Below are 19,321 nucleotides of genomic sequence, written 5' to 3'. Positions count from 1 at the left end.
GGGTTTTTCTGGTGGCGAATACAGCGGTAATCAAGGTAGTCGGTGTTGGCGGAGGCGGAAGTAACGCAGTCCAACGCATGATCGAAAGCGGAATCAAAGGCGTCGAGTTCATTGCAATGAACACCGACGTCCAAGTTCTTGATCTTTCACCGGCAACCAAAAAGGTTCAACTTGGCGTTAACCTCACTCGAGGACTCGGTGCTGGCGGAAACCCGGAAGTCGGGCGCAACGCTGCCGAAGAAAGCAAAGCCGATATCCGAAAAGTCCTTGAGGGCGCCGACATGGTCTTCATCACCGCCGGTATGGGCGGCGGAACCGGCACCGGAGCCGCGCAAGTCGTCGCCGATGTCGCGCAAGAAATGGGCGCGCTAACTGTCGCCGTTGTTACCCGGCCATTCCGATTCGAAGGTCCGAAGCGTGAGCGCCTCGCCGACGAGGGCGTGCTGGGTCTCACCGGAAAGGTAGACACCATCATTACGATCCCCAACGAAAAGCTCCTTGGCGTGGTCGAGAAGAAGACGACTTTCCACGACGCTTTCCGTGTCGCCGATGATGTTCTTCGCCAAGGGGTTCAGGGGATTTCCGACATCATTACGATCCCTGGGCAGATCAACGTCGACTTCGCTGACGTTCGCACGATCATGAAGGATGCTGGCCCAGCGATTATGGGAATCGGCTACGGCGTGGGCGATAACCGCGCTGTTCAAGCTGCTCAGGCGGCGACCTCTTCCGCATTGTTAGAGCAACGGATTGACGGCGCGAAAGGCGTTCTCGTCAACATCACGAGCGGCGACGATCTGACCTTGGCCGAGACGAGTGAGGCAATGATCTACATCCAGTCGCTGTGCGACCAGGACGAGGTCAACATCATCTTCGGCTCCGTGATCGATCCTTCCATGGAAGGCACTGTCCGAATCTCGGTTCTTGCGACTGGGTTCGATCCGATCTCCGCAGTTTCCAGCCGTGCCCGCATCGAGTCATCCGCTCAGCCAGTCGCTCAAGTGCGGCATACGGTTAACCCTGTGATTCCTTCGGTCACCAGCGCAGATGTCGTCGCTGAGGCACGAGCGAAGATGTTCGACAAGAAGATCGAAGAAACTCCTGACCTCATCGAAGAATCCGATCTGGATATTCCGGCTTTCATCCGTGAGCACCGGAATCGGCAGAGCGGTGGTTAGTTAGCGCGCTTGCGCTAACTCGATCAGGTCTCGGTTCGGCTTAAAGTTGATGTCTTCTTTGACCGTTTCGACAACTTCTACGGGAATGGCTCTGCCGTCTAGCAGTGAACCAATGATGTCTTCGACCAGAACTTCTGGGGTTGAGGCACCGCTAGAGATCCCGACGCATTTGTAGTCTGTTCTCCACTCGGGCTTGATCTGGTCGGGTGACATCAGGAGGTGGGCTTCGGCTCCGAATTGCTCGGCAACTTCGCGCAGGCGGTTGGAGTTGGAGGACGTGACTGAGCCGACGACCAGGAAGAGATCGCACTCGGCGGCCATGGCTCGGATTGCGGCTTGGCGGTTGGTTGTCGCGTAGCAGATGTCGCCTTTGGGAGGACTCTGGATGTGCGGGAAGCGGCGCTCGAGGACGGCCATCGTTGCCAACACTTCGTCAACGCTGAGCGTGGTTTGAGATAGAACCGCGAGATTCTCATAATGGGGAAGCTCAAGTTTTTCGGCGTCTTCCGGAGTCTCGACCAAGACCATTCGGTCGGGGGCCTCGCCCATTGTGCCTTCGGCTTCGACGTGGCCTTCGTGACCGATGTAGATCATGAAGAAGTCCTTCTTGGCGTAGTGCTTCGCCTCGTTGTGGACCTTGGTGACCAGTGGGCAAGTTGCATCGACAATGGTCAGGTTTCGCTCGGCGGCGACACGCCTTACCTCCGGCGAGACGCCATGGGCAGAGAAGACGACGGGCATTCCGTCTGGGATCTCATTAACATCTTCCACGAAGATCACTCCGCGTGCCTCGAACGACTTGACGACCCATTCGTTGTGCACGATGGCGTGCCGCACATACAGTGGCGCACCGTATGCCTTGAGCGCGAGATCGACGACCTCGATGGCAAACGCGACTCCGGCACAGAAGCCTCGTGGGGCGGCGAGAAGAATTTTCTCCACGATGATAGTTTACAGTCAGCAGTTGGCAGTTAGCATTTCGCGGAACGAAACTGAAACCTCAAATCACTTAGGCAGAACCCAGCGGATGATGTCTTGCCTAGTGATCAGCAGGAACAGGACGAGCATGAAGGCCATTCCAGCGGTGAGGAAGGTCGTCTGAAGTTTGTAGCTCAGTCTCTTTCCACGGTTGAAGAGCTCTACGATTGCGAGAAGAATTTGCCCACCGTCAAGCATTCCGATCGGCAGAAGATTGGTAATCCCGAGCGAGATTGAAATCATGCCGCAAATGGTTAGCACGCTGTCAAGACCGCTTTCTACCGCCTTGTTTGTCACGGCAGCCATCCCCACAACGCCGGTGGTTTCTTCGATAATCTTTGCAGGTTGAGTGAGACGGTATAGAAGTCGTTGAACTGAAATGATGGGGATCTCGACGGCGGTTGAGAGAGCCTCTCCAACTGGCATCCGAACCTTTTCTGCGCCAAACACGATCCCGAGCTGGGGCACCTTCGCCTTTACCCCGGTCGGAAGTCCGTCGGCATCAAGTAGGTCCACGGCCTCTTCACTCAGCTTTGTTGGGACACTGAACTTCATGGCAGTGCCTGACCGATCTACCTCAAGCTGAACCGATCCACTTGTCGATTTTCGAATCGCTACAGTGGCGGCGAAGGGCTCGGTAGTTGGCTCGCCGTTGACTTTGAGAATGCGATCTCCGGGCTTAATTCCAGCTTCTACAGCGGGATACTTCAGCTTCAGCTGCTCGACCAAGTTGGACGGTTTGTCGATTCCAAAGGCCACAACGGTGAAGAAGATCACGAGTACGCCAAAGATGATGCTGAATAGCGGTCCGGCGAACAAAACGGCGATGCGCTGAGTCGGCGGCTTGCTGTAGAAGCCATGCATGATCTTGGTTTCGCTACCGTCCGGCTGTGGTTCCATACCTTCGATTTTCACGAAACCGCCAAGCGGTACCGAGCGCACGTTGAAGTCCGTAGTGATTTGATCCTCGTTCGGCATGCGCGTAAGCTTTTGGCGCCACGTCTTCACCTTGGGGCCAAATCCAATCGAAAACTCAGAAACCGCCATTCGGAAGTGGCGAGCGGCGAGATAATGCCCCCACTCATGAACCGCGACCAGGATCGCGAACATGACAATAAAGGTGAAGATGGAAAGGAGGATTGTCATGAGTTCAAACGCGCGCTAATGAAATGTCGGGCAGATGTGTCTGCTTCCAATATATCTTCTAACGTCGCTGCCTTGCTGTGATGTTCCTGCATTGCGGCTTCGACGTGATCGGCAATCTGTAGGAATCCGCATTTTCCATCGAGGAATGCAGCCACGACGGCCTCGTTAGCGGCGTTCATTGCGGCGGGCATTGTGCCTCCGATTCGTGCTGCTTCGCGGGCAAGGGCGAGGCAGCGGAAAGTTTCTTCGTCAGGTTTCTCAAATGTGAGCTGCGGTGAATCGGTCGGATCCCAGTTTTTGAGATCGTTGGGTGGCCTTTCGGGATAGAGTAGGGCGTAGGCGATCGGAAGCCGCATATTCGGCCAGCCGAGTTGGCCAAGTACGGAGCCGTCAGTGAATTTGACCATGCTGTGGATGATCGATTGGGGGTGAACGCAGACCTTCACCTGGTCGATTTCGACTCCAAAGAGCCACTTGGCCTCGATCATTTCAAGCCCCTTGTTCATGAGGGTGGCAGAGTCGATGGTGATCTTTCCGCCCATGTTCCAGGTTGGGTGATTGAGGGCTTGTTCGACGGTGATTTGTTGCAGATCATCGCGGTTACGACCTCGGAACGGGCCGCCGCTGGCGGTGAGGATAAGCTCACTGACCTGGTCAGACCGATAGCCTTGGAGACACTGAAAAATCGCGCTGTGCTCGCTGTCGATGGGGGTCATGGTGACTCCGTGCTTTTGGCAGAGCGGCATCACGATTTCTCCGGCGGCGACAAGGACTTCTTTAGAGGCAAGGGCGATCTGCTTTCCGGCTTTGATGGCTTCGAAGGTGGGGAGCAGGCCAATGACTCCAGCGACGCTGACGACGACGATGTCGGCTTCTTCGAGTGTGGCGAGGCGGACAAGGGCGTCCATTCCGTCGCGCTCGTAGATGACGGTTTCCTTGACTCCAAATAAACCGGCTTGCTCGGCGAGAAGGGAAGCGTTTCGGGCGGCGGCGAGACCGATGACTTTGAGGTCGTTGGGGAACTGCCGGATGATGTCGAGGGTTTGGGTGCCAATGCTCCCGGTTGAACCTAAGACAACGACTCGCTTCATCTGTAGAAATTGTGACACCGATCCTGGGTGGGCGTCGTACAATGGTCAGAAGTGATCGAGTTTCCGGATTTCAGTAGGCGGGGGTGGCTGCGGCTTGGGTTTATGCTGTTGACGATCAGTTTGGGGGCGGTGATCAGCTTCTATGATCTGTATTCAATGGTTCACCCGGAGCATCGCCGCTACCAAGGAGGGCAGTTTCTTGGGTTTGCTGTGGGCTTTGTGCCCCTATTTTGCGTTCTGATTTGGAAGGGCGAGTTCTCGTTTTTCGACGCCTTGAAGCAGGAACGGCGGATCAGTGATTACCGTTGGTGGGCAGTGCCGATGATCCCGGCTCTGGTTTCCGGAATTGTGTCTGCGATTGAATATCCGCAGGGATACAAACTGCTGTTTCACCAAATGCATACACTTGGGTTCAGCGGCTTCTCACTGGCGGCTCTTGGAATGTCGATCCTAACGGCGATTTGCTTACATCCGGCTCAGGCAAAGTGGCTCAGCGACCAGGCAAATTGGAAGTGGTTCGTGGGGCTTTTCATTCTGTTTCAGGCTGGCTCGGACTTGGTTTCGGCCCTTTGTAGTTGGCTGGTGCGCGATGATCCTCTTTGGGAGAACTCGATGTTAACCCAACTTTTTCGTTATCCGTTGTTGACCTCACTGCTCTCGGCTGTGCTCCTCTCGGCCCGAATGCTGTTGTTGATGCTTTGGTCGCGGTCGGACATCCGAGTTGCCAGCGCGATGTTTTTCTGGCTTGCTGTTCAGAATTTCTTGGCGCCGCCGCGAGGGAGTGTGGCCGGTTGGGTTGCGAGTCTGGGTGGGCTGTTTCTGTTGTGGGTGGCGGTCGGGGGGATGCGGCAGTTGCAAAGATCACGAGCCATGGTTGCCCAGGCCGAGACTCCTGAGGTATAGTGTCTATTCGCGTCTTTGCGACGCCAAAGGATTTGAGCAATGGCCAAGATTTGTCAGGTTAGCGGTAAGAAAGGAAACACGACTGCGAAGTACATCCGCAACACTCACTCGCAGGGTTGGAAGTATAAAGCACCGCACAAGCAGCGCACCCAGCACCCGAACCTCCAGGTTGTTCACCTCAAGAACGGCGGCACCATGGTGAAGCTCGTGGTTGCAACCGACGTTCTCAAGTCGCCGATGTTCGCCGAAGTGGCATGCGGCCTCAAGCCAATTCCAAAGGCTTGGCTGAAAAAGCCTTCTTACAACGTCTAAACCCCGACCTTCATAAACAACAACGAGCAGGGTGCCATTGCCTCTGCTCGTTTTTTGTTGTGCCCCGACCTGAGGAGGTCGGGACGGTCGTTCGCAATTCCTACTTTGCCAAGCCCTAAGGTTTGGAGTAGTTAAGCGCTGATGTCTAGGCTTCCGCCTTTCCCATTCCCATTGGCGTTTCCGTTTCCGTCCACGTTGCCATTGTCGGCGCCGTTCGCGTTTCCGTTTCCTTTTCGTCCGATGGGTTGAGTTCCACCGATAGGTTGGGTACCCGCCCCTGGAGGAGGCGTGATGCCAATCGGCTGACTGGCCCCGTTGGTGGTTGGGAGGATACTGCTACTCGTTACCTTCACGCAAACACTTTTCCTTACCAGAGGGTCAGAACTCCTGGTAAGGGTGTCAGAAAACCGAACTTGCCTAAACGGGATCAGTTTCAGCGCCCATGGGGAGGTTTGCCGTTTCGTTCGATGACCGAAACAGAATACTCTCGACCGTAAGGTCCATCAAATCGGAAAAGCATCGCTACCTTGGCCCCTTTGGCAAGTTGTAATTGATTGCCAACCGGCTTGTTGCGAACAAGCTCGTAGGAAGTCCCAAATTTAATGGTCTTGAACGATTCCTTCAAGTCGGGATCTTTGCGTTTCAGCTGCTTTAGCAACTCTTCTGCTGAGTCCTGGCTGTTCCCCATGTTCAGCCCGACGGAAGCAATGTCAATAGTTGAGTAGCTTCTTAAGCCGACTGGAGGACCAACGATAATGTTGCCTTCGACGGTTCCGGAGCCAGGTGAGAGGGTGACGTTGCCGTCGATTGGGAGTGAACGGGAAAGGATATCTGTTAAGGAAATCCCAATGGCTTTGTTAGCCGAAGCTCTCACCTGTGGATTTCTAGTTGGGACCCATTTCGTGGGCGCCCCAGCTGAGACTTGGACGAAGCTATAGTTAGCCGTTGTGCTACCCGCCTCGGTCTCCCGGACGATGATCAAGCCAGCAAGTTGCTGGATGACACCACCCGCACTTGACCCGTTTGGCGTCAAGTCACGCAGATTTGTCGAAGCTTCAAAGCCGGTGAACGGAATTGCATCCGGGGTCGAGCTGTTGGAAAGCAATCGGAGTCCTTCGTCCAGGGTGAGTCCGTTCCCTGGAACGAAAGCTACTGCCAAGCTGAAATGATCACCTCGGGGCGCAACGTATCCTGTAAGACGTCCGGCTGCATCCATTCCGACCAAGCCATCAATCGGTAGAGAGCGACTTTTGGGAATCAGTACTGGACGCTCCGAAGCAAATGTAGGCTGAGGATCATTCTTCATTATATCTGGGAGCCGCACCTTAGCTTGAAGAACGGTCGTCATCCCCTTTTGCATCATATTTCGAGTAATTCTCACCGTATTGGTTCTCAGCTCGACAGATCTCACGACTAACGTCGCCTTGTCACACAAGGGGAGCGAAACGCCGGCTTCCCATGGCGCAGACAAGTCAGTGATAACCTGCGTACCAGGCAGAGAGATGACTTTAAAGCCTCGGCTGCCATTTGTTCCTTGAGCGATGGCAGCATCTTCTTCAGCTTCCGTCGCGTAGCTACCGATTGCGATCGCAATACTCACTCTCAGCCCGGTATTCGCTTCTGATTCCGCTCTGAGTAAACCGGTTACCTTGCCTTCGTTATTGATGCCTAGCTCTCCGTCAATGGGCCGGGCTCCTTGGAGGAAGGGATTAGCAAACGCACTCGCCCCCAGGATCGTGAGAGCGAAAACTAAGCTCGAATTAAAGCGACGTGTTTGCATCAAGCCTGAATACTATCAGACTTTCACGGCATTTTCTACGGCCCACTGAGAGAGTTTTTGGTAAATCACTTCTTCGAGTCCTGGTAACACCGAACCGGTCGTTTGGCTCTCTCCGAGTGACTGGATCAGCATCTGCATCAGGGAGTGATCCTGGATGAAGAAATGGACGGATCGATCTCGGATAAATGCCCTACACAGGGATAAGAGCTCGGTAGCCTCGTCTTTTCCGCCTTTCGCGTCATGGACAGCGCTAAGGAACAGGATTGCTCGCGCGAGCATTGCGATATCCTTTAGTCCAGCTCCTTCAACGATCATGCGACGCAAGACCGGAATGGCTTCGTCGACCCTCCTGTTGATCAGTAAGAAGTGAATTTTAGCGTTCATCCAGACCCCATTCAGCAGAGGTGTAAGCTTTGGTGCCAGCTCTTTGAGGTTGTCTTCATATTGGATCGCAGTCGCCTCATCACCAGCACCGTAGCGAACAAAGATCAGGTGGACAAGTGAGGATACAGCGAGTCCCTCATCCTCCAAAGCATTTGCTTCTAGGAGGCATGCAGACAGCATCTGCTCGGCGAGGGCAAACTCGTCCGCATAGTAGTGAAGGATTCCCAGGTTATGCCTAATGACCGCCACTCTGTATCGGTTCCCGAGACTCGCATAGGCGTCCATGGATTCCTGGTACGCAAGCTTGCCCTGCGCTGTAGCATCCTGATGGATTAGGAAGATGCCTTTGACATTTAGCAACTCTGCGCGCTCTTCACAGAGTTCCGGATACAGAAGCAGCAACTGATCCGTCATTTTTGCAGCTGGTGCCGAAACCTCGTCCGCGATCCAGCTTTTTCGAGCGGCGCGAAACAGCTCAAAGGCTCTCGATCGGTTTCCAATCTCAAGCGATTTGTTGATAGCGAACACCATATCGTCAAGGAAGGGCCGGATCTCATGGTAAGCGACTTCGGACTCGAGTGCAGTCCCCGCAGTTAAAAGTGCCCATTCTGCATGAGCCTCCACGATTTCCGCCTGCTGTTCAGGAGCTACGGTCTGCGAAAGCTCCTTGCGAAACAGGTCGGACATTTTGTAAACAACTCCCGCGCGCGCCCAGACTGCCGAGATGATTGAGTGTCTTACCAGACGATCGAGAGATTCGCTCGCTTCAAATTCGTCTTTAACGAACTCAGTTGGAAGCGATGAGATGGCGTCGTAGCAAAACGTCGTTCCAAGAACGCTTGCCGCTTGAGCAAGGCGGTAGTCGGCAGGGCTTAGCAAGCTGAGGCTGTAGCGGCAAAGCTCAGAAAGGCTGCCCCATCGAGACGTTGAATTCTCCCCGAAGTCCCTGGCGAGGAGGCCATCTAGCGATGACAAGATTCGGCTGGCAGGAACCGACTTGAGTTTTCCGGCCACCAATTCAATCGCCAAAGGCATGCCACCCAATCGAGAGGCGATCTCGGCGATCACGGATCGCTGGGGTTCGATGACCGAAGCCGGCGTGCCTTTTTCCATGGCCCGGCAAATCAATAGCTCCGTTGCATGAGATGTTGCTGTACTAGCATTCAAAGGCTCTAAGCGTTGAACATACTCTCCCACGACTTCGAGGGCGATTTGACTCGTAGCAAGAACCTTTACGGTCGAAGATGCCTGAACTACTTGGGAGATCCAGGCTGCGACTTGCTCGACGATCTGTTCGCAGTTATCAAGAACCAACAGTTGGCATTGAGCGTTCGGCTTTGAAATGGCTTCGATTGAAGGTAGCACTGACAAAAAGCTAGCGGAGTCTGATTGGGAGAGGTCAAAAAACTCGATACCGCCTGGGAACTGTCCGGCCATTTGGCTAGCTACTTCTATTGAAAGTCGAGTTTTGCCAACGCCGCCGGGGCCATGTAGAGTCAACACTCGGTACGAGCCGAGCTTTTGTTTCGCGAGCGCCAAATCGGCATCCCGTCCGACGAAGCGATCGTAAAGCTTTGGCAGCGGACGACGGCTATCTGTGGTCAAGTCCGGGCTTGTCGCTGATTCATCTACTCGCAACTCATAGATTTGCGCGCCGTTGATCATGCCCCTCAACGTTTGAAGTCCGTGATAGATCAGGTCATGTTCGCGTTCAGCTGCGTTTTTGACTGTTTCGCTCAACAGAATTTGGCCGGGATTCGCAAGACCACGAATGCGCGCGCAACGGTTGACGACGTCGCCCAAGTAGTCATTTTCTGCGAAGTGAGCAATCCCCCGGTTCAGACCAGATCGAACAATCGTGTTTCGCGCCGAAAGCTCGCGATGGATTCGCTTCGCGCAGTCAAGCGCGGCGTCCGCCGAGCGAAAAACGCTGAACGTCGAATCTCCTTCGCCGCGATGCTTCAAAAGATGTCCGTCGCACTCCTTCACCGCGCTGTTGACAACTTCGTCGTGCGTTCCCAGAGTTTCGATGTAGAGACTCGGATCCTGCTCCGCTAAAGCCGAGCTGCCCACGATATCGGTCATCAGAAAAACGACTTCTCCTTCGGGCAATCTCATTCCTTCGATTGTATTCGTTTCCACGCCTCAAATCGGTATCCTCATAGTTAATGTTCATTCCCGAGGTTGATGGCGAAACTCTGAAGGAAGAGTGTGGGGTCATCGGGGTTTATCTGCCGGGCGAGGATGTCGCGAGCACTTGCTTTTTCGGACTTTTTGCCCTGCAACACCGAGGACAAGAGTCGGCGGGAATGGCGGTTTCGGACGGGAAGCGGGTTCGGATGCACAAGGGCATGGGCTTGGTCAACCAGGTTTTCGTTCCCGAAATCCTCGATACGCTTCCGGGATCAATGGCGGTTGGACACACCCGGTATTCGACGACCGGGGCCAGTGCCCTGCGAAATGCACAGCCGATATTTTGCCAGACCCAAATTGGTGAGCTTGCGGTTGCTCACAACGGGAACCTGATCAATGCCGTCCAACTACGCACTGAGATGGAGGCGGAAGGGGAAGTTTTTGCGTCGACCTCCGATACCGAGGTGATGGCTCGAATCATCGTTCGCAACCTGAAAAACGGAGTGGAAGAAGCGGTTCGGGAAGTGATGCGGCTTTGCAAAGGTGCCTTCTCGGTGGTTGTCCAAACTCCGACCACGATCATCGGGTTCCGCGATCCGTATGGGATTCGTCCGCTCTCGGTCGGCCGGCTCGGAGAGTGTGGCTTCATGATGGCGTCCGAAAGCTGTGCATTTGGTCCGATTGGCGGAACCGTTGAGCGCGAATTGAAGCCGGCGGAGATTGCCGTGATCGACAAGGATGGTTTGCGAATTGTCCAAGGTGTCGAGTCGCCCAAAGAAGCGATGTGCTTGTTCGAGTTCATTTACTTCGCGCGTCCTGATTCGAGAATGTTTGGAACCGGGCTCTATTCGGCCCGAGTGAGGATGGGCGAACGGCTGAGCGAAGAGCATCCGGTCGAAGCCGACATTATTGTTCCCGTTCCCGATAGCGGAATCCCCGCGGCCCTGGGATTTAGCAAAGCGTCAGGAATTCCGTTCCGTGAAGGCATGATGAAGAGTCGGTACATCCACCGAACGTTTATTCAGCCTGACCAGCGAATGCGCGAGATCGGTGTTCGGATGAAGCTGACGCCTTTGGAAGATCACCTCAGGGGTAAGCGGGTTGTTTTGGTCGATGATTCCATCGTTCGAGGAACGACCACGAAACAGCTTGTCAAGATGATGTTCGACTCAGGTGCGACCGAGGTTCATGTGCGAATAACGGCGCCCCCGATCAAGCATCCGTGCTTCTATGGCATCGACATGGCAAGTAAGAGCGAGCTTGCGGCGGCGGTCATGACCCTTGATGAGCTAAAGGAGCATATTGGGGCGACGTCATTGGGTTACCTCAGCGTTGATGGCGCGAGACTGGCCGTGAATGACTCAACAGAAGGGTTCTGTACGGCCTGTTTTACAGGAGAGTATCCACTGGAGATTCCGGAAGGACTCCAAAAAAACGCCTTTGGTGACCCCGTCGGAGAACTCGAAACCGTGTCTTCCGGCCAGGGCGTTCTGATTGCGGACTAGAGCATGCTCATCATCCTCGACGGAATTCTCGGCTCACCAGAATCCGATTCTCTAGTTCGGAAGGTCGAAGGTTTTCAGCGTCTCGGCGAGGTTTCCTCGCTCACTCGGCTAACGATTCCCGAATGTGAAACGCCAGAAGCAATGCTCATTGGCCTAGCACCGGAGGAAGGGCAATTGAGGCAAGGCCCGTTGACAGTGTCTGCACTTGGCTGGGATCCGCCGGAGAGATCACTCCATTTCCACCTGTCGCTGCTCTCTTTGACAGACTCCGTGCGGGTTCCGAAACAGCTGCTCACCACCGATGAGTTCACAATTGTTAAATCAAAGCTAGCGGTACTCAACACGAAGAGATTGACCACTCTCGTGGGACAACAGTTTGACCACGGCCTGGTGTGGGAGCGAATGGCAGAGATCAAAACCTTGGCTCCAGCTGAGATTGTTTCGTTGAATGAGAGCCTTCCTGAAGGAGACGGTGACAACGAGCTTCGACGATTTATCGACGATTCCGTCAACATCTTGCATGACGAAGAGTTCAATCTTCGGCGAATCGATAATGGTGTTGATCCGATCAATCTTGTGTGGCCCTGGGGGCACGGCTATCGCCTATCCGTGCCAAACCTTGCGCTCCGCTACGGCTACCCCTATCGCTATGAGTCGTCTTCGTTCCGCCTTGCGGGTCTGGTTCGCCTGGCCGGGTTCAAGCACAGCGAAATTGGTCGATTCGGGACGGGGCTCCAAACTGACTTCCAGAGAATTCCGTATGACTCGGGGACAATCGTCCACCTTGACCCTTGGTTGAAGATGCGCGAGAGGGAAGAGTTTGAGGAAGCGGAGTATCTTGCCGCGAAGTGCGGAAAGCACTTGATCGGTCGCCTGCTTGACCACGTTCTGGAGAACAGACTCGAACTTCGGCTCGTGCTGCTGGGTGGCTCCGCCGGCCTCGGGACGACTTTCTCGGCAACCCCTACCGAGTCAGTTTTTCCGTTGGACGAAAGGTCTCTGGACGAACCTCGACTACCCGGCGAGCAGATTCATGAGTTGGTTCGCCGGGCATTGGGTTAACTCGTTTTCAGAATCGCTTTGTAATGCCGAAGAACGATGTCGTGAAATCTAGATTCGATCCAGAGTCGGAACTCATCATTGATCTCGTCGTGAGGTCCAAAAAGAGCCCTTCATTCAGCCGGAATGAGATTCGCGTGGTTGCGACGCTTCCGCGATCACCTGAGCCTGAGTAACTTCCGAAGCCTATCTGAGTGCTCCAGTTGTTGTCACCCCGTGGCCAAAGATCGGCAAAGAGAGTGAAATAGGTAGCTCGATTGCCATCTAAGTTGAGTTCACCAAAACTGGCTCCCCAGATGTTGGAGAAGTAGCCCTTTGCGTAGAGATCGCGCATGTTTGAACTGTTCAAGTTGTTCGTCGACTGGAATTGAAACGTCCCGTATCCGATGGCGATTGGGTTTTGCGAGCCCCGGTTGAGGACGAACTCCGCTCCAAGTCCGTTCGTCGGTTGGCTTACCGTAGAGGTTGAGCCAAAGCTTGTTGACGAGAACGAGCTTGATCCAAGATTGAGACTCACGAAAAGTCCGCGTTCTTTGTCGTTCTTGGAGATCATTTCCAAGCGTGAAGGCGCCCCAAACTGAGCGAGAGCGCAAGTGGACAGGAGTGTTAAGGCGGCCGGGGTGAAGAACCTTAGCGTCATATCACATCATGCTACGTAGGACTTTCCAAGTACCGTTGGTACATTCAGCGATAAACGTGATCGAAATCCACCTCGGGTTTGCAATCAAGATCAACCACCCTGCCTTCTGGTATCCTCTTCCCGGTCGCGGACGCTGATGTCCGAGCAAACGCCCTCGTAGAACACGCGGGACAACCAGAGGATCACCAGTGGCAAAACAGGCCGAATACAAGATCACCGAAAGCGCAGCCGAGCTCGAAGAGCACCTGCGTGATATGCTTTTCATCAGGCTCTTCGAAGAGAAGTGCAACCGCGTTTACCGAGAGGGCAAAGCGGGTGGTTACATGCACGTTTACATCGGCATGGAGGCCCTCGCGGTCGGATGGATGAAGGCCATTCGCAAGGGTGAGGACTATGTCATCACCGCCTATCGAGACCACGCACACGCCCTCCTACTAGGAACTCCGCCCGAGGCTGTCCTCGGCGAAGTGATGGGTCGCAAGATCGGAACTGCCGGAGGAAAAGGCGGTTCGATGCACATCTACGATCCGAAGAACGGCTTCTACGGAGGCTGGGGAATCGTCGGTGGGCACATCCCGCTCGGAGCAGGTCTGGCCTTCGCCGCTCGCTATCGAGGCGAAGACAAAGTTTGTATCAACTTCATGGGCGACGGCGCCGCCAACCAGGGCGTCGTCTTCGAGACCCTGAACATGGCGTCACTTTACGACCTGCCATGCGTGTTCGTCATCGAGAACAACGAGTTCGCAATGGGAACTCGGCTTGAGTACCACGCTGCTGACAAGGAGTTGTGGAAGCGCGGACTGCCGTTCGACATCCGCTCGGAGCGGCTTGACGGAATGGACGTGATTCAGATGAAGCGACAGGCGACCGAAATCGTCGAGTGGTGCCGTAAGGAACAGCGCCCAGCCTGGATCGAGATCATGACCTACCGATATTCGGGACACGGTGCTGCCGATAACGATCGCCAGCTTTACCGAACCAAGGAAGAGGAAGAACTGGCTTGGACCCGCGACCCAATCGCTCGACTGCGAAAGCAGATGACTGCTCTCGGCTACATGACCGATGAGAAGTACGAGGCAATTGAGGAAGAACTCAATAACGAGGTCGAGCGCATCTACGAAATCTGCGATGCCTCGCCATTCCCAGACCCCGATGAGGTCTACGACAACATTTACAGCGATATGACGCCGGAGAAGGGACACTAATGGCACTTGAAATGACCTACCGAGAGGCTCTGGCAAAGAGCATCGAAGAGGAAATGCAGAAGAACCCCGAGGTCTTCATCATGGGTGAGGACATAGGACGGTACCAGGGAACCTTTAAAGTCACCCGTGGATTCGTCGAGAAGTTCGGTTCGCGATCCGCAAACTATAACTATCGAATCCTCGATACTCCGATCACCGAGTGCGGTTTCACCGGAATCGGAATCGGCGCAGCGATGGCTGGACTTCGACCAATCGTCGAGTTCATGACCATGTCGTTCTCGATTCTTGCTCTTGACCAGATCATCAACCACGCCGCGAAGGTTCATTACATGACCAACGGCGAAGTAAAGTGTCCGATCGTCTTCCGAGGCCCGGGTGGCGCGGCGAAGCAGCTTTCGGCGCAACACTCCCACAGCATGGACGGATGGTACGCCCACGTTCCAGGTCTCAAGGTCGTTTGCCCGGCGACGGTTGCGGATGCCTACGGAATGATGAAGTCGGCCATCGCCGACGACAACCCGGTCATCTTCTACGAGAACCCAGGTCTCTACACCGTCAAAGGTGAGATTCCGGAGGACATCAACTATTCGGTCCCAATCGGAAAGGGGCAAATCCTCCGAGAAGGAAAGGACATCTCCCTCATCGGCTACTCGCGAATGACCCAGGTTCACCTTGCGGCGGCGGAGATGCTGGCGAAAGACGGAATCGACTGCGAAGTCGTCGACGTGCGTTCGTTGTTGCCATTGGACACTGAGACGATCTATAAATCTGTTCGAAAGACCCATCGTGCGGTTGTGACTTACGAAGACTGGCGAAGCGGTGGCTTCGGTGGCGAAATTGTTTCGCGAATCCAAGAGGATTGCTTCGATGACCTTGATGCCCCAGTTATCCGAGTTGGTGGACTCAACGTTCCGATGCCGTATGCTCGGAACCTTGAGCTGCTCTGCATCCCGTCAGAAGAAGACGTGATCGCAGCGGTTCACAAGATTCGGTAACTCCGCGATCTTGGATTGAAAACCCGTGCGTCGCATCAGTGATGTACGGGTTTATTGTTTATGTTTTTGAGATTATTGTTAATTCGGACAAATTAACGCTAAAATGTAGGTGCAATGGCGGAACTCCGAACATTTCTCGAAATTCCTTACGACCAGCTCGAAGAGCTCAACCTAGAAGCCAAGAAGAAGCAACTCGACCGCGTGCCCGTAGCGGATCTTGAGAAGCACTACCTTGCTTATCTCGAAAAGGAGAAGGCGATCAAGGCGGTCACCGTCTGCTTTAGCGACCTCGAAGGCCGCTTCCACATGCTGGACTACGATAAGAAGTTCCTCCTTTCGAGCCACGACAATCTCACCTTTGATGGCTCCTCGATCCGAGGTTTTAGCGTCGTGAGCGAGTCCGATCTTCGGCTTGCCATCGACTGGGGCTCGTTCCGCTGGCTTCCGTCCGACGTTTTCGGACCAGGAAAGGTTATCGTTTTCGGTTTGATTCAAGACCGAGAAGGGAAGCCTTACGGCTCCGACTTCCGAGGACTCTTGAAGGAGTACGCCGACGACCAAGTGAAGAAGAACGGCTGGCACTTCAACATTGCCGTCGAGGTCGAAGGGTTTCTTTTTGAGGGCCTTAACGCCGAGCAAAACTTCTCAAGTGCAGCAGGATTCCAGGTCGTCTCAAGCGGTGGCTACTACCACTCGCTTCCCAATGACAAGTTGAGGACATTTATCGACCGACTCGCTGAAGCTCAGCGCGCCCTTGGTTTCGAAAACGAGAAAGACCACCCCGAAGTGGCACCAAGCCAGTTTGAGCTGAACTACAAGTACAGCGATGCTGTCATCGCCGCTGACCAAATCCAGCTCTACAAGCTAACCGCACGGCAGATTGCAAGCACAATGGGCCTCACGGCTAGCTTCTTGCCAAAGCCAATGGTCGGTATCAACGGAAGCGGAATGCACACAAACATGTCGATCTCGGACAAGAGCGGCAAGAACCTGTTCCATGACGCCAAGGGTGAGGACGGGCTTAGCCCAATGGCAATCGACTTCGTCGACCGAATCCTTAACAGTGCGAACGACATCTGCTTGATCCTGAACGCCAGCGTTAATTCGTATCGACGGTTAGATCCTCACTACGAAGCTCCGAACCAGATCAAGTCGAGCGCAGTCGACCGAACCAGCATGATCCGAATTCCGCTTGGCAACGCCAAGTCGGCTCGTGTCGAGTGCCGAACGGTTGCTCCCGATGCGAACGCGTACCTCGCGTTCTACACCCTTCTCCGAACCGGACTCGAAGGTCCGATGACCGAGAAGATCACCAGCGAGACACGCCGAACACGAACTCGCTTCCTCCCAGACAACATCTACGATGCCATCCGGCATATGAAGCAGTCGGTGTTCATGTCAGAGCTTTTGGGCGAAGACAATAAGGAGAAGTATATCGACCGCAAGCTCGCCGCGGCTGAGCGCAGCCCGAAAGAGCTCGGGACCCGAGTAAAGACGGGCGAGATCATCTATCACCACGAGGTCACCAACCAGTACCTCTGGGGCAAGTTCTAACCAAAGGCGGACGTCCGCTTCCGAAGAGCCTCGCCCGAATTGTGCGAGGCTCTTTTTTGCTCAACCTTTGAAGGTACTGGTCGCTCAGTACAAGAGATGAAACTTCTCAAACTCGCCGTTGCCGCCGCGCTCCTCGGGGTAGCCGTTGTCGCAAACGCACAAATGCGAATCCATGCCAAGAGTCCAGTGGGGATTCTTTCGATGAAGGTCGTACAAAAGGAGCTGAAGCTCACCGATGAACAGGTCGCAATGGTCAAGAGAGTTGATCAGGACTACCGAGCGACCATCAATGGGATGATGGGGGGCGGATTCTCGGGAGGGTCGATCGAAGACCTGCAGGCGCAGGTTGATGCCGAAAGCTCGAAGCTCACTAAGCAAGTTGACGCCGCTCTTACGGCCGAGCAGAAGCAGCGTCTGAGGGAGCTTGACCTACAATTTGGCCCCCCCATCACGATCCTTAACGAAGCCTACGCTGCCGAGCTTAAGCTCACTTCCGAACAGAAGACTCAAATCAAGACCTACCATCAAGAATTTCTTGACCAGATGGGCGACCTTCAACAAGCCGGAGTCACCAGCCCCGAGGAACTCACGGTGAAGCGCGGAAAGTTGCGAGCTAACGCGATGGAAGCGATTGAAAAGGTTCTTTCGCCCGATCAAATTGAAACTTTGAAGAAACTCAAAGGAGCAATTGTAAAGGCCTAGAGTCCGCTCGGCTTTCTATACACAACAATTGCGCCGCTGGTATAACCGTTCGGTTCCAGCGGCATCAATTTGTCAAGTTCCCAGCCCATCGCCGCCATTGCGTTCAGTCTTTGCTCAGCTTCGGCGAGCAGGTCTCCAACGCTCTGGAAGATTCCCGAACGTTCCATCATTTCGATCTTGTATGTGTACTTCATCAACACGCTTTTACGTTGTCGAAATTACGTTGGTTTCGTGAGCCAAGGGCAATCACATGAAAGGTATACTTCTCGCTCGGCGGATAACGCCAAGTTGTCATTTTTGACAAGGAACCAAGAGCGAATGCCTGGCACAGGAAAAGTCATCCAAGTTTTAGGTCCGGTTGTGGACTGTCGATTCTCTTCAGGACAACTCCCGAAGATTTACAACGCCGTCACGATCACCGACGCCGCCCGTGGTGTGGACATCACCTGCGAAGTCGCCCAGCACCTTGGCGATGACCTTGTGAGAACCATCGCTCTCGCCTCCACGGACGGGCTTGTCCGCGGAATGGAAGTCGTTGACACCGGCGCCGCGATCCAGGTTCCTGTTGGAAATGACACCCTCGGTCGAGTCTTCAACCTCCTTGGTAAGCCGATCGATAACGGCGCTCCGGTTGACAATGCTCCTCGTCTCCCAATTCACCGCAAGCCGCCAACCTTTGAAGAGCAGTCGACCAAAATCGAACTTCTTCCTACCGGACTCAAAGTTGTTGACCTTCTGATCCCCTTTAACAAGGGCGGGAAGATCGGTCTCTTCGGTGGTGCTGGTCTCGGAAAGACGGTTACCATCCAAGAACTCATCCGAAACATCGCTGTTGAAGCTTCGGGCGTTTCGATGTTCGCTGGCGTTGGCGAGCGAACTCGTGAAGGAAACGACCTTTGGCTCGAAATGAAAGAAGCCAAGTTTAAGGACAAGGACGGCACGGAAAAGTCCGTTCTTGATAAGACCGCAATGGTCTTCGGTCAGATGAACGAGCCACCTGGAGCACGTCTCCGTGTCGCTCTGACCGCTCTCACCATGGCGGAGTACTTCCGAGACGAAGTGGGATCCGACGTTCTGATCTTCGTTGATAACATTTTTAGGTTCGTCCAGGCGGGTTCCGAGGTTTCGGCACTTCTCGGCCGAATGCCTTCTGCGGTTGGTTATCAGCCTACGCTGGCTACCGAAATGGGACTTCTTCAAGAGCGCATTACCTCGACCACGAAGGGATCGGTTACATCGGTTCAGGCAGTCTACGTTCCTGCAGACGACCCCTCTGACCCTGCTCCGGCAACCACCTTCTCGCACCTTGACGCTTACGTCTACCTCGAGCGATCGATCGCTTCGAAGGGTCTCTTCCCGGCGGTTGACCCTCTGGCTTCGACTTCGAAGAACCTCGACCCACGAGTCGTTGGCGAAGAGCACTACGAAGTCGCTCAGCGAGTTCAGCGAACTCTTCAACGATACAAGGAACTACAGGACATCATCGCGATTCTTGGTATCGACGAACTTTCGGACGACGACAAACAGCTCGTTGGTCGAGCCCGAAAGCTCGAGCGATTCCTCTCGCAGCCGTTCTTCGTTGCCGAGCAGTTCACCGGAAACGCCGGACGCTACGTTTCGATCCAAGAGACCGTTGCTTCATTCAAGGAAATCGTTGACGGAAACCTCGACCACTACCCAGAGCAGGCATTCCTGTACTGTGGTGGCCTCGACGACGTTCACGAGAAAGCGAAGAAGCTCATGGCCGCTAGCTAAG

General features: G+C 54.5%; 18 protein-coding genes. 10 read left to right on the top strand and 8 right to left on the bottom strand.

The window, feature by feature from the left end; genetic code table 11:
• Window positions 1–8 precede the first annotated feature (8 nt).
• The gene (gene ftsZ, locus WCK51_13865; GenBank protein MEI7577974.1) at window positions 9–1,178 is read left to right on the top strand and encodes a cell division protein FtsZ; all 1,170 of its coding nucleotides are present in this window, start codon (window positions 9–11) and stop codon (window positions 1,176–1,178) included.
• Here the strand turns inward: ftsZ and ispH are convergent, their stop codons facing one another.
• The 3 genes from ispH to dxr form a co-directional block, all read right to left on the bottom strand.
• Entirely contained in the window at window positions 1,179–2,120 is a 942-nt protein-coding gene (gene ispH, locus WCK51_13860) for a 4-hydroxy-3-methylbut-2-enyl diphosphate reductase (protein ID MEI7577973.1), read from the bottom strand.
• Between the two features lie 63 nt (window positions 2,121–2,183).
• Window positions 2,184–3,302: a M50 family metallopeptidase gene (locus WCK51_13855; GenBank protein MEI7577972.1), complete on the bottom strand. Its 1,119-nt coding sequence runs from the start codon at window positions 3,300–3,302 to the stop codon at window positions 2,184–2,186.
• The gene (gene dxr, locus WCK51_13850) at window positions 3,299–4,393 is read right to left on the bottom strand and encodes a 1-deoxy-D-xylulose-5-phosphate reductoisomerase (GenBank protein ID MEI7577971.1); all 1,095 of its coding nucleotides are present in this window, start codon (window positions 4,391–4,393) and stop codon (window positions 3,299–3,301) included. The genes WCK51_13855 and dxr overlap by 4 nt, the downstream gene beginning before the upstream one ends.
• A 51-nt stretch (window positions 4,394–4,444) precedes the next feature.
• Here dxr and WCK51_13845 point away from each other — a divergent pair, with 51 nt between their 5' ends.
• Both WCK51_13845 and WCK51_13840 read left to right on the top strand, forming a co-directional pair.
• Window positions 4,445–5,296 (top strand): hypothetical protein, encoded by an 852-nt coding sequence (locus WCK51_13845; GenBank protein MEI7577970.1) that lies wholly within the window; start codon window positions 4,445–4,447, stop codon window positions 5,294–5,296.
• A gap of 39 nt (window positions 5,297–5,335) precedes the next feature.
• Window positions 5,336–5,608 (top strand): hypothetical protein, encoded by a 273-nt coding sequence (locus tag WCK51_13840; GenBank protein MEI7577969.1) that lies wholly within the window; start codon window positions 5,336–5,338, stop codon window positions 5,606–5,608.
• Between the two features lie 131 nt (window positions 5,609–5,739).
• On the opposite strand, the gene WCK51_13835 is transcribed toward WCK51_13840, so the two are convergent.
• From WCK51_13835 to WCK51_13825, 3 genes are all read right to left on the bottom strand, one after another.
• On the bottom strand, window positions 5,740–5,961 hold the full coding sequence (locus tag WCK51_13835) for a hypothetical protein (GenBank protein ID MEI7577968.1): 222 nt from the start codon (window positions 5,959–5,961) through the stop codon (window positions 5,740–5,742).
• Between the two features lie 80 nt (window positions 5,962–6,041).
• Window positions 6,042–7,388: a hypothetical protein gene (locus WCK51_13830; protein ID MEI7577967.1), complete on the bottom strand. Its 1,347-nt coding sequence runs from the start codon at window positions 7,386–7,388 to the stop codon at window positions 6,042–6,044.
• Between the two features lie 15 nt (window positions 7,389–7,403).
• Entirely contained in the window at window positions 7,404–9,890 is a 2,487-nt protein-coding gene (locus tag WCK51_13825) for a hypothetical protein (protein MEI7577966.1), read from the bottom strand.
• A 50-nt stretch (window positions 9,891–9,940) separates the two neighbouring features.
• Between WCK51_13825 and purF the strand changes: the two genes are divergently transcribed.
• Both purF and WCK51_13815 read left to right on the top strand, forming a co-directional pair.
• Window positions 9,941–11,410 carry an amidophosphoribosyltransferase gene (gene purF / locus WCK51_13820; protein ID MEI7577965.1) on the top strand — a complete coding sequence of 490 codons (1,470 nt, stop codon included), beginning with the start codon at window positions 9,941–9,943 and terminating at the stop codon, window positions 11,408–11,410.
• 3 nt (window positions 11,411–11,413) lie between these two features.
• A complete protein-coding gene (locus WCK51_13815; GenBank protein MEI7577964.1) occupies window positions 11,414–12,472 on the top strand; it encodes a hypothetical protein in 1,059 nt (352 codons plus the stop codon).
• Between the two features lie 7 nt (window positions 12,473–12,479).
• Here WCK51_13815 and WCK51_13810 read toward each other — a convergent pair whose 3' ends face one another.
• Window positions 12,480–13,109: a hypothetical protein gene (locus WCK51_13810; GenBank protein MEI7577963.1), complete on the bottom strand. Its 630-nt coding sequence runs from the start codon at window positions 13,107–13,109 to the stop codon at window positions 12,480–12,482.
• A 188-nt stretch (window positions 13,110–13,297) separates the two neighbouring features.
• On the opposite strand from WCK51_13810, the gene WCK51_13805 reads away from it, so the two are divergent.
• From WCK51_13805 to WCK51_13790, 4 genes are all read left to right on the top strand, one after another.
• The gene (locus tag WCK51_13805) at window positions 13,298–14,314 is read left to right on the top strand and encodes a thiamine pyrophosphate-dependent enzyme (GenBank protein MEI7577962.1); all 1,017 of its coding nucleotides are present in this window, start codon (window positions 13,298–13,300) and stop codon (window positions 14,312–14,314) included.
• Window positions 14,314–15,309, top strand: coding sequence for a pyruvate dehydrogenase complex E1 component subunit beta (locus WCK51_13800; protein ID MEI7577961.1), 996 nt, complete (start codon window positions 14,314–14,316; stop codon window positions 15,307–15,309). Before WCK51_13805 ends, WCK51_13800 begins: the two co-directional genes overlap by 1 nt.
• A gap of 114 nt (window positions 15,310–15,423) precedes the next feature.
• On the top strand, window positions 15,424–16,863 hold the full coding sequence (locus WCK51_13795; GenBank protein MEI7577960.1) for a glutamine synthetase family protein: 1,440 nt from the start codon (window positions 15,424–15,426) through the stop codon (window positions 16,861–16,863).
• A 96-nt stretch (window positions 16,864–16,959) separates the two neighbouring features.
• Window positions 16,960–17,565, top strand: coding sequence for a hypothetical protein (locus tag WCK51_13790; protein ID MEI7577959.1), 606 nt, complete (start codon window positions 16,960–16,962; stop codon window positions 17,563–17,565).
• Here WCK51_13790 and WCK51_13785 read toward each other — a convergent pair.
• The gene (locus tag WCK51_13785; GenBank protein ID MEI7577958.1) at window positions 17,562–17,759 is read right to left on the bottom strand and encodes a hypothetical protein; all 198 of its coding nucleotides are present in this window, start codon (window positions 17,757–17,759) and stop codon (window positions 17,562–17,564) included. The two genes, WCK51_13790 and WCK51_13785, sit on opposite strands and share 4 nt — an antisense overlap.
• 124 nt (window positions 17,760–17,883) lie before the next feature.
• On the opposite strand from WCK51_13785, the gene atpD reads away from it, so the two are divergent.
• Window positions 17,884–19,320, top strand: a complete 1,437-nt coding sequence (gene atpD / locus WCK51_13780; GenBank protein ID MEI7577957.1) for a F0F1 ATP synthase subunit beta — start codon at window positions 17,884–17,886, stop codon at window positions 19,318–19,320.
• Window position 19,321: the final 1 nt, after the last annotated feature.

Source organism: Armatimonadota bacterium, assembly GCA_037138755.1.
GTDB lineage: Bacteria > Armatimonadota > Fimbriimonadia > Fimbriimonadales > Fimbriimonadaceae > Fimbriimonas.
The sequence above is the reverse complement of the archived record's forward strand: the minus strand, read 5'-3'. Positions and strand labels throughout refer to the sequence as shown.

Excerpts from the sequence above, each read along its gene's own strand:
- WCK51_13855 (MEI7577972.1), bottom strand. The coding sequence starts at position 3,302 with ATGACAATCCTCCTTTCCATCTTCACCTTTATTGTCATGTTCGCGATC.
- dxr (MEI7577971.1), bottom strand. The coding sequence starts at position 4,393 with ATGAAGCGAGTCGTTGTCTTAGGTTCAACCGGGAGCATTGGCACCCAA.
- WCK51_13840 (MEI7577969.1), top strand. The coding sequence starts at position 5,336 with ATGGCCAAGATTTGTCAGGTTAGCGGTAAGAAAGGAAACACGACTGCG.
- WCK51_13830 (MEI7577967.1), bottom strand. The coding sequence starts at position 7,388 with ATGCAAACACGTCGCTTTAATTCGAGCTTAGTTTTCGCTCTCACGATC.
- WCK51_13825 (MEI7577966.1), bottom strand. The coding sequence starts at position 9,890 with ATGAGATTGCCCGAAGGAGAAGTCGTTTTTCTGATGACCGATATCGTG.
- purF (MEI7577965.1), top strand. The coding sequence starts at position 9,941 with ATGTTCATTCCCGAGGTTGATGGCGAAACTCTGAAGGAAGAGTGTGGG.
- WCK51_13815 (MEI7577964.1), top strand. The coding sequence starts at position 11,414 with ATGCTCATCATCCTCGACGGAATTCTCGGCTCACCAGAATCCGATTCT.
- WCK51_13810 (MEI7577963.1), bottom strand. The coding sequence starts at position 13,109 with ATGACGCTAAGGTTCTTCACCCCGGCCGCCTTAACACTCCTGTCCACT.
- WCK51_13800 (MEI7577961.1), top strand. The coding sequence starts at position 14,314 with ATGGCACTTGAAATGACCTACCGAGAGGCTCTGGCAAAGAGCATCGAA.
- WCK51_13795 (MEI7577960.1), top strand. The coding sequence starts at position 15,424 with ATGGCGGAACTCCGAACATTTCTCGAAATTCCTTACGACCAGCTCGAA.
- WCK51_13790 (MEI7577959.1), top strand. The coding sequence starts at position 16,960 with ATGAAACTTCTCAAACTCGCCGTTGCCGCCGCGCTCCTCGGGGTAGCC.
- WCK51_13785 (MEI7577958.1), bottom strand. The coding sequence starts at position 17,759 with ATGAAGTACACATACAAGATCGAAATGATGGAACGTTCGGGAATCTTC.
- atpD (MEI7577957.1), top strand. The coding sequence starts at position 17,884 with ATGCCTGGCACAGGAAAAGTCATCCAAGTTTTAGGTCCGGTTGTGGAC.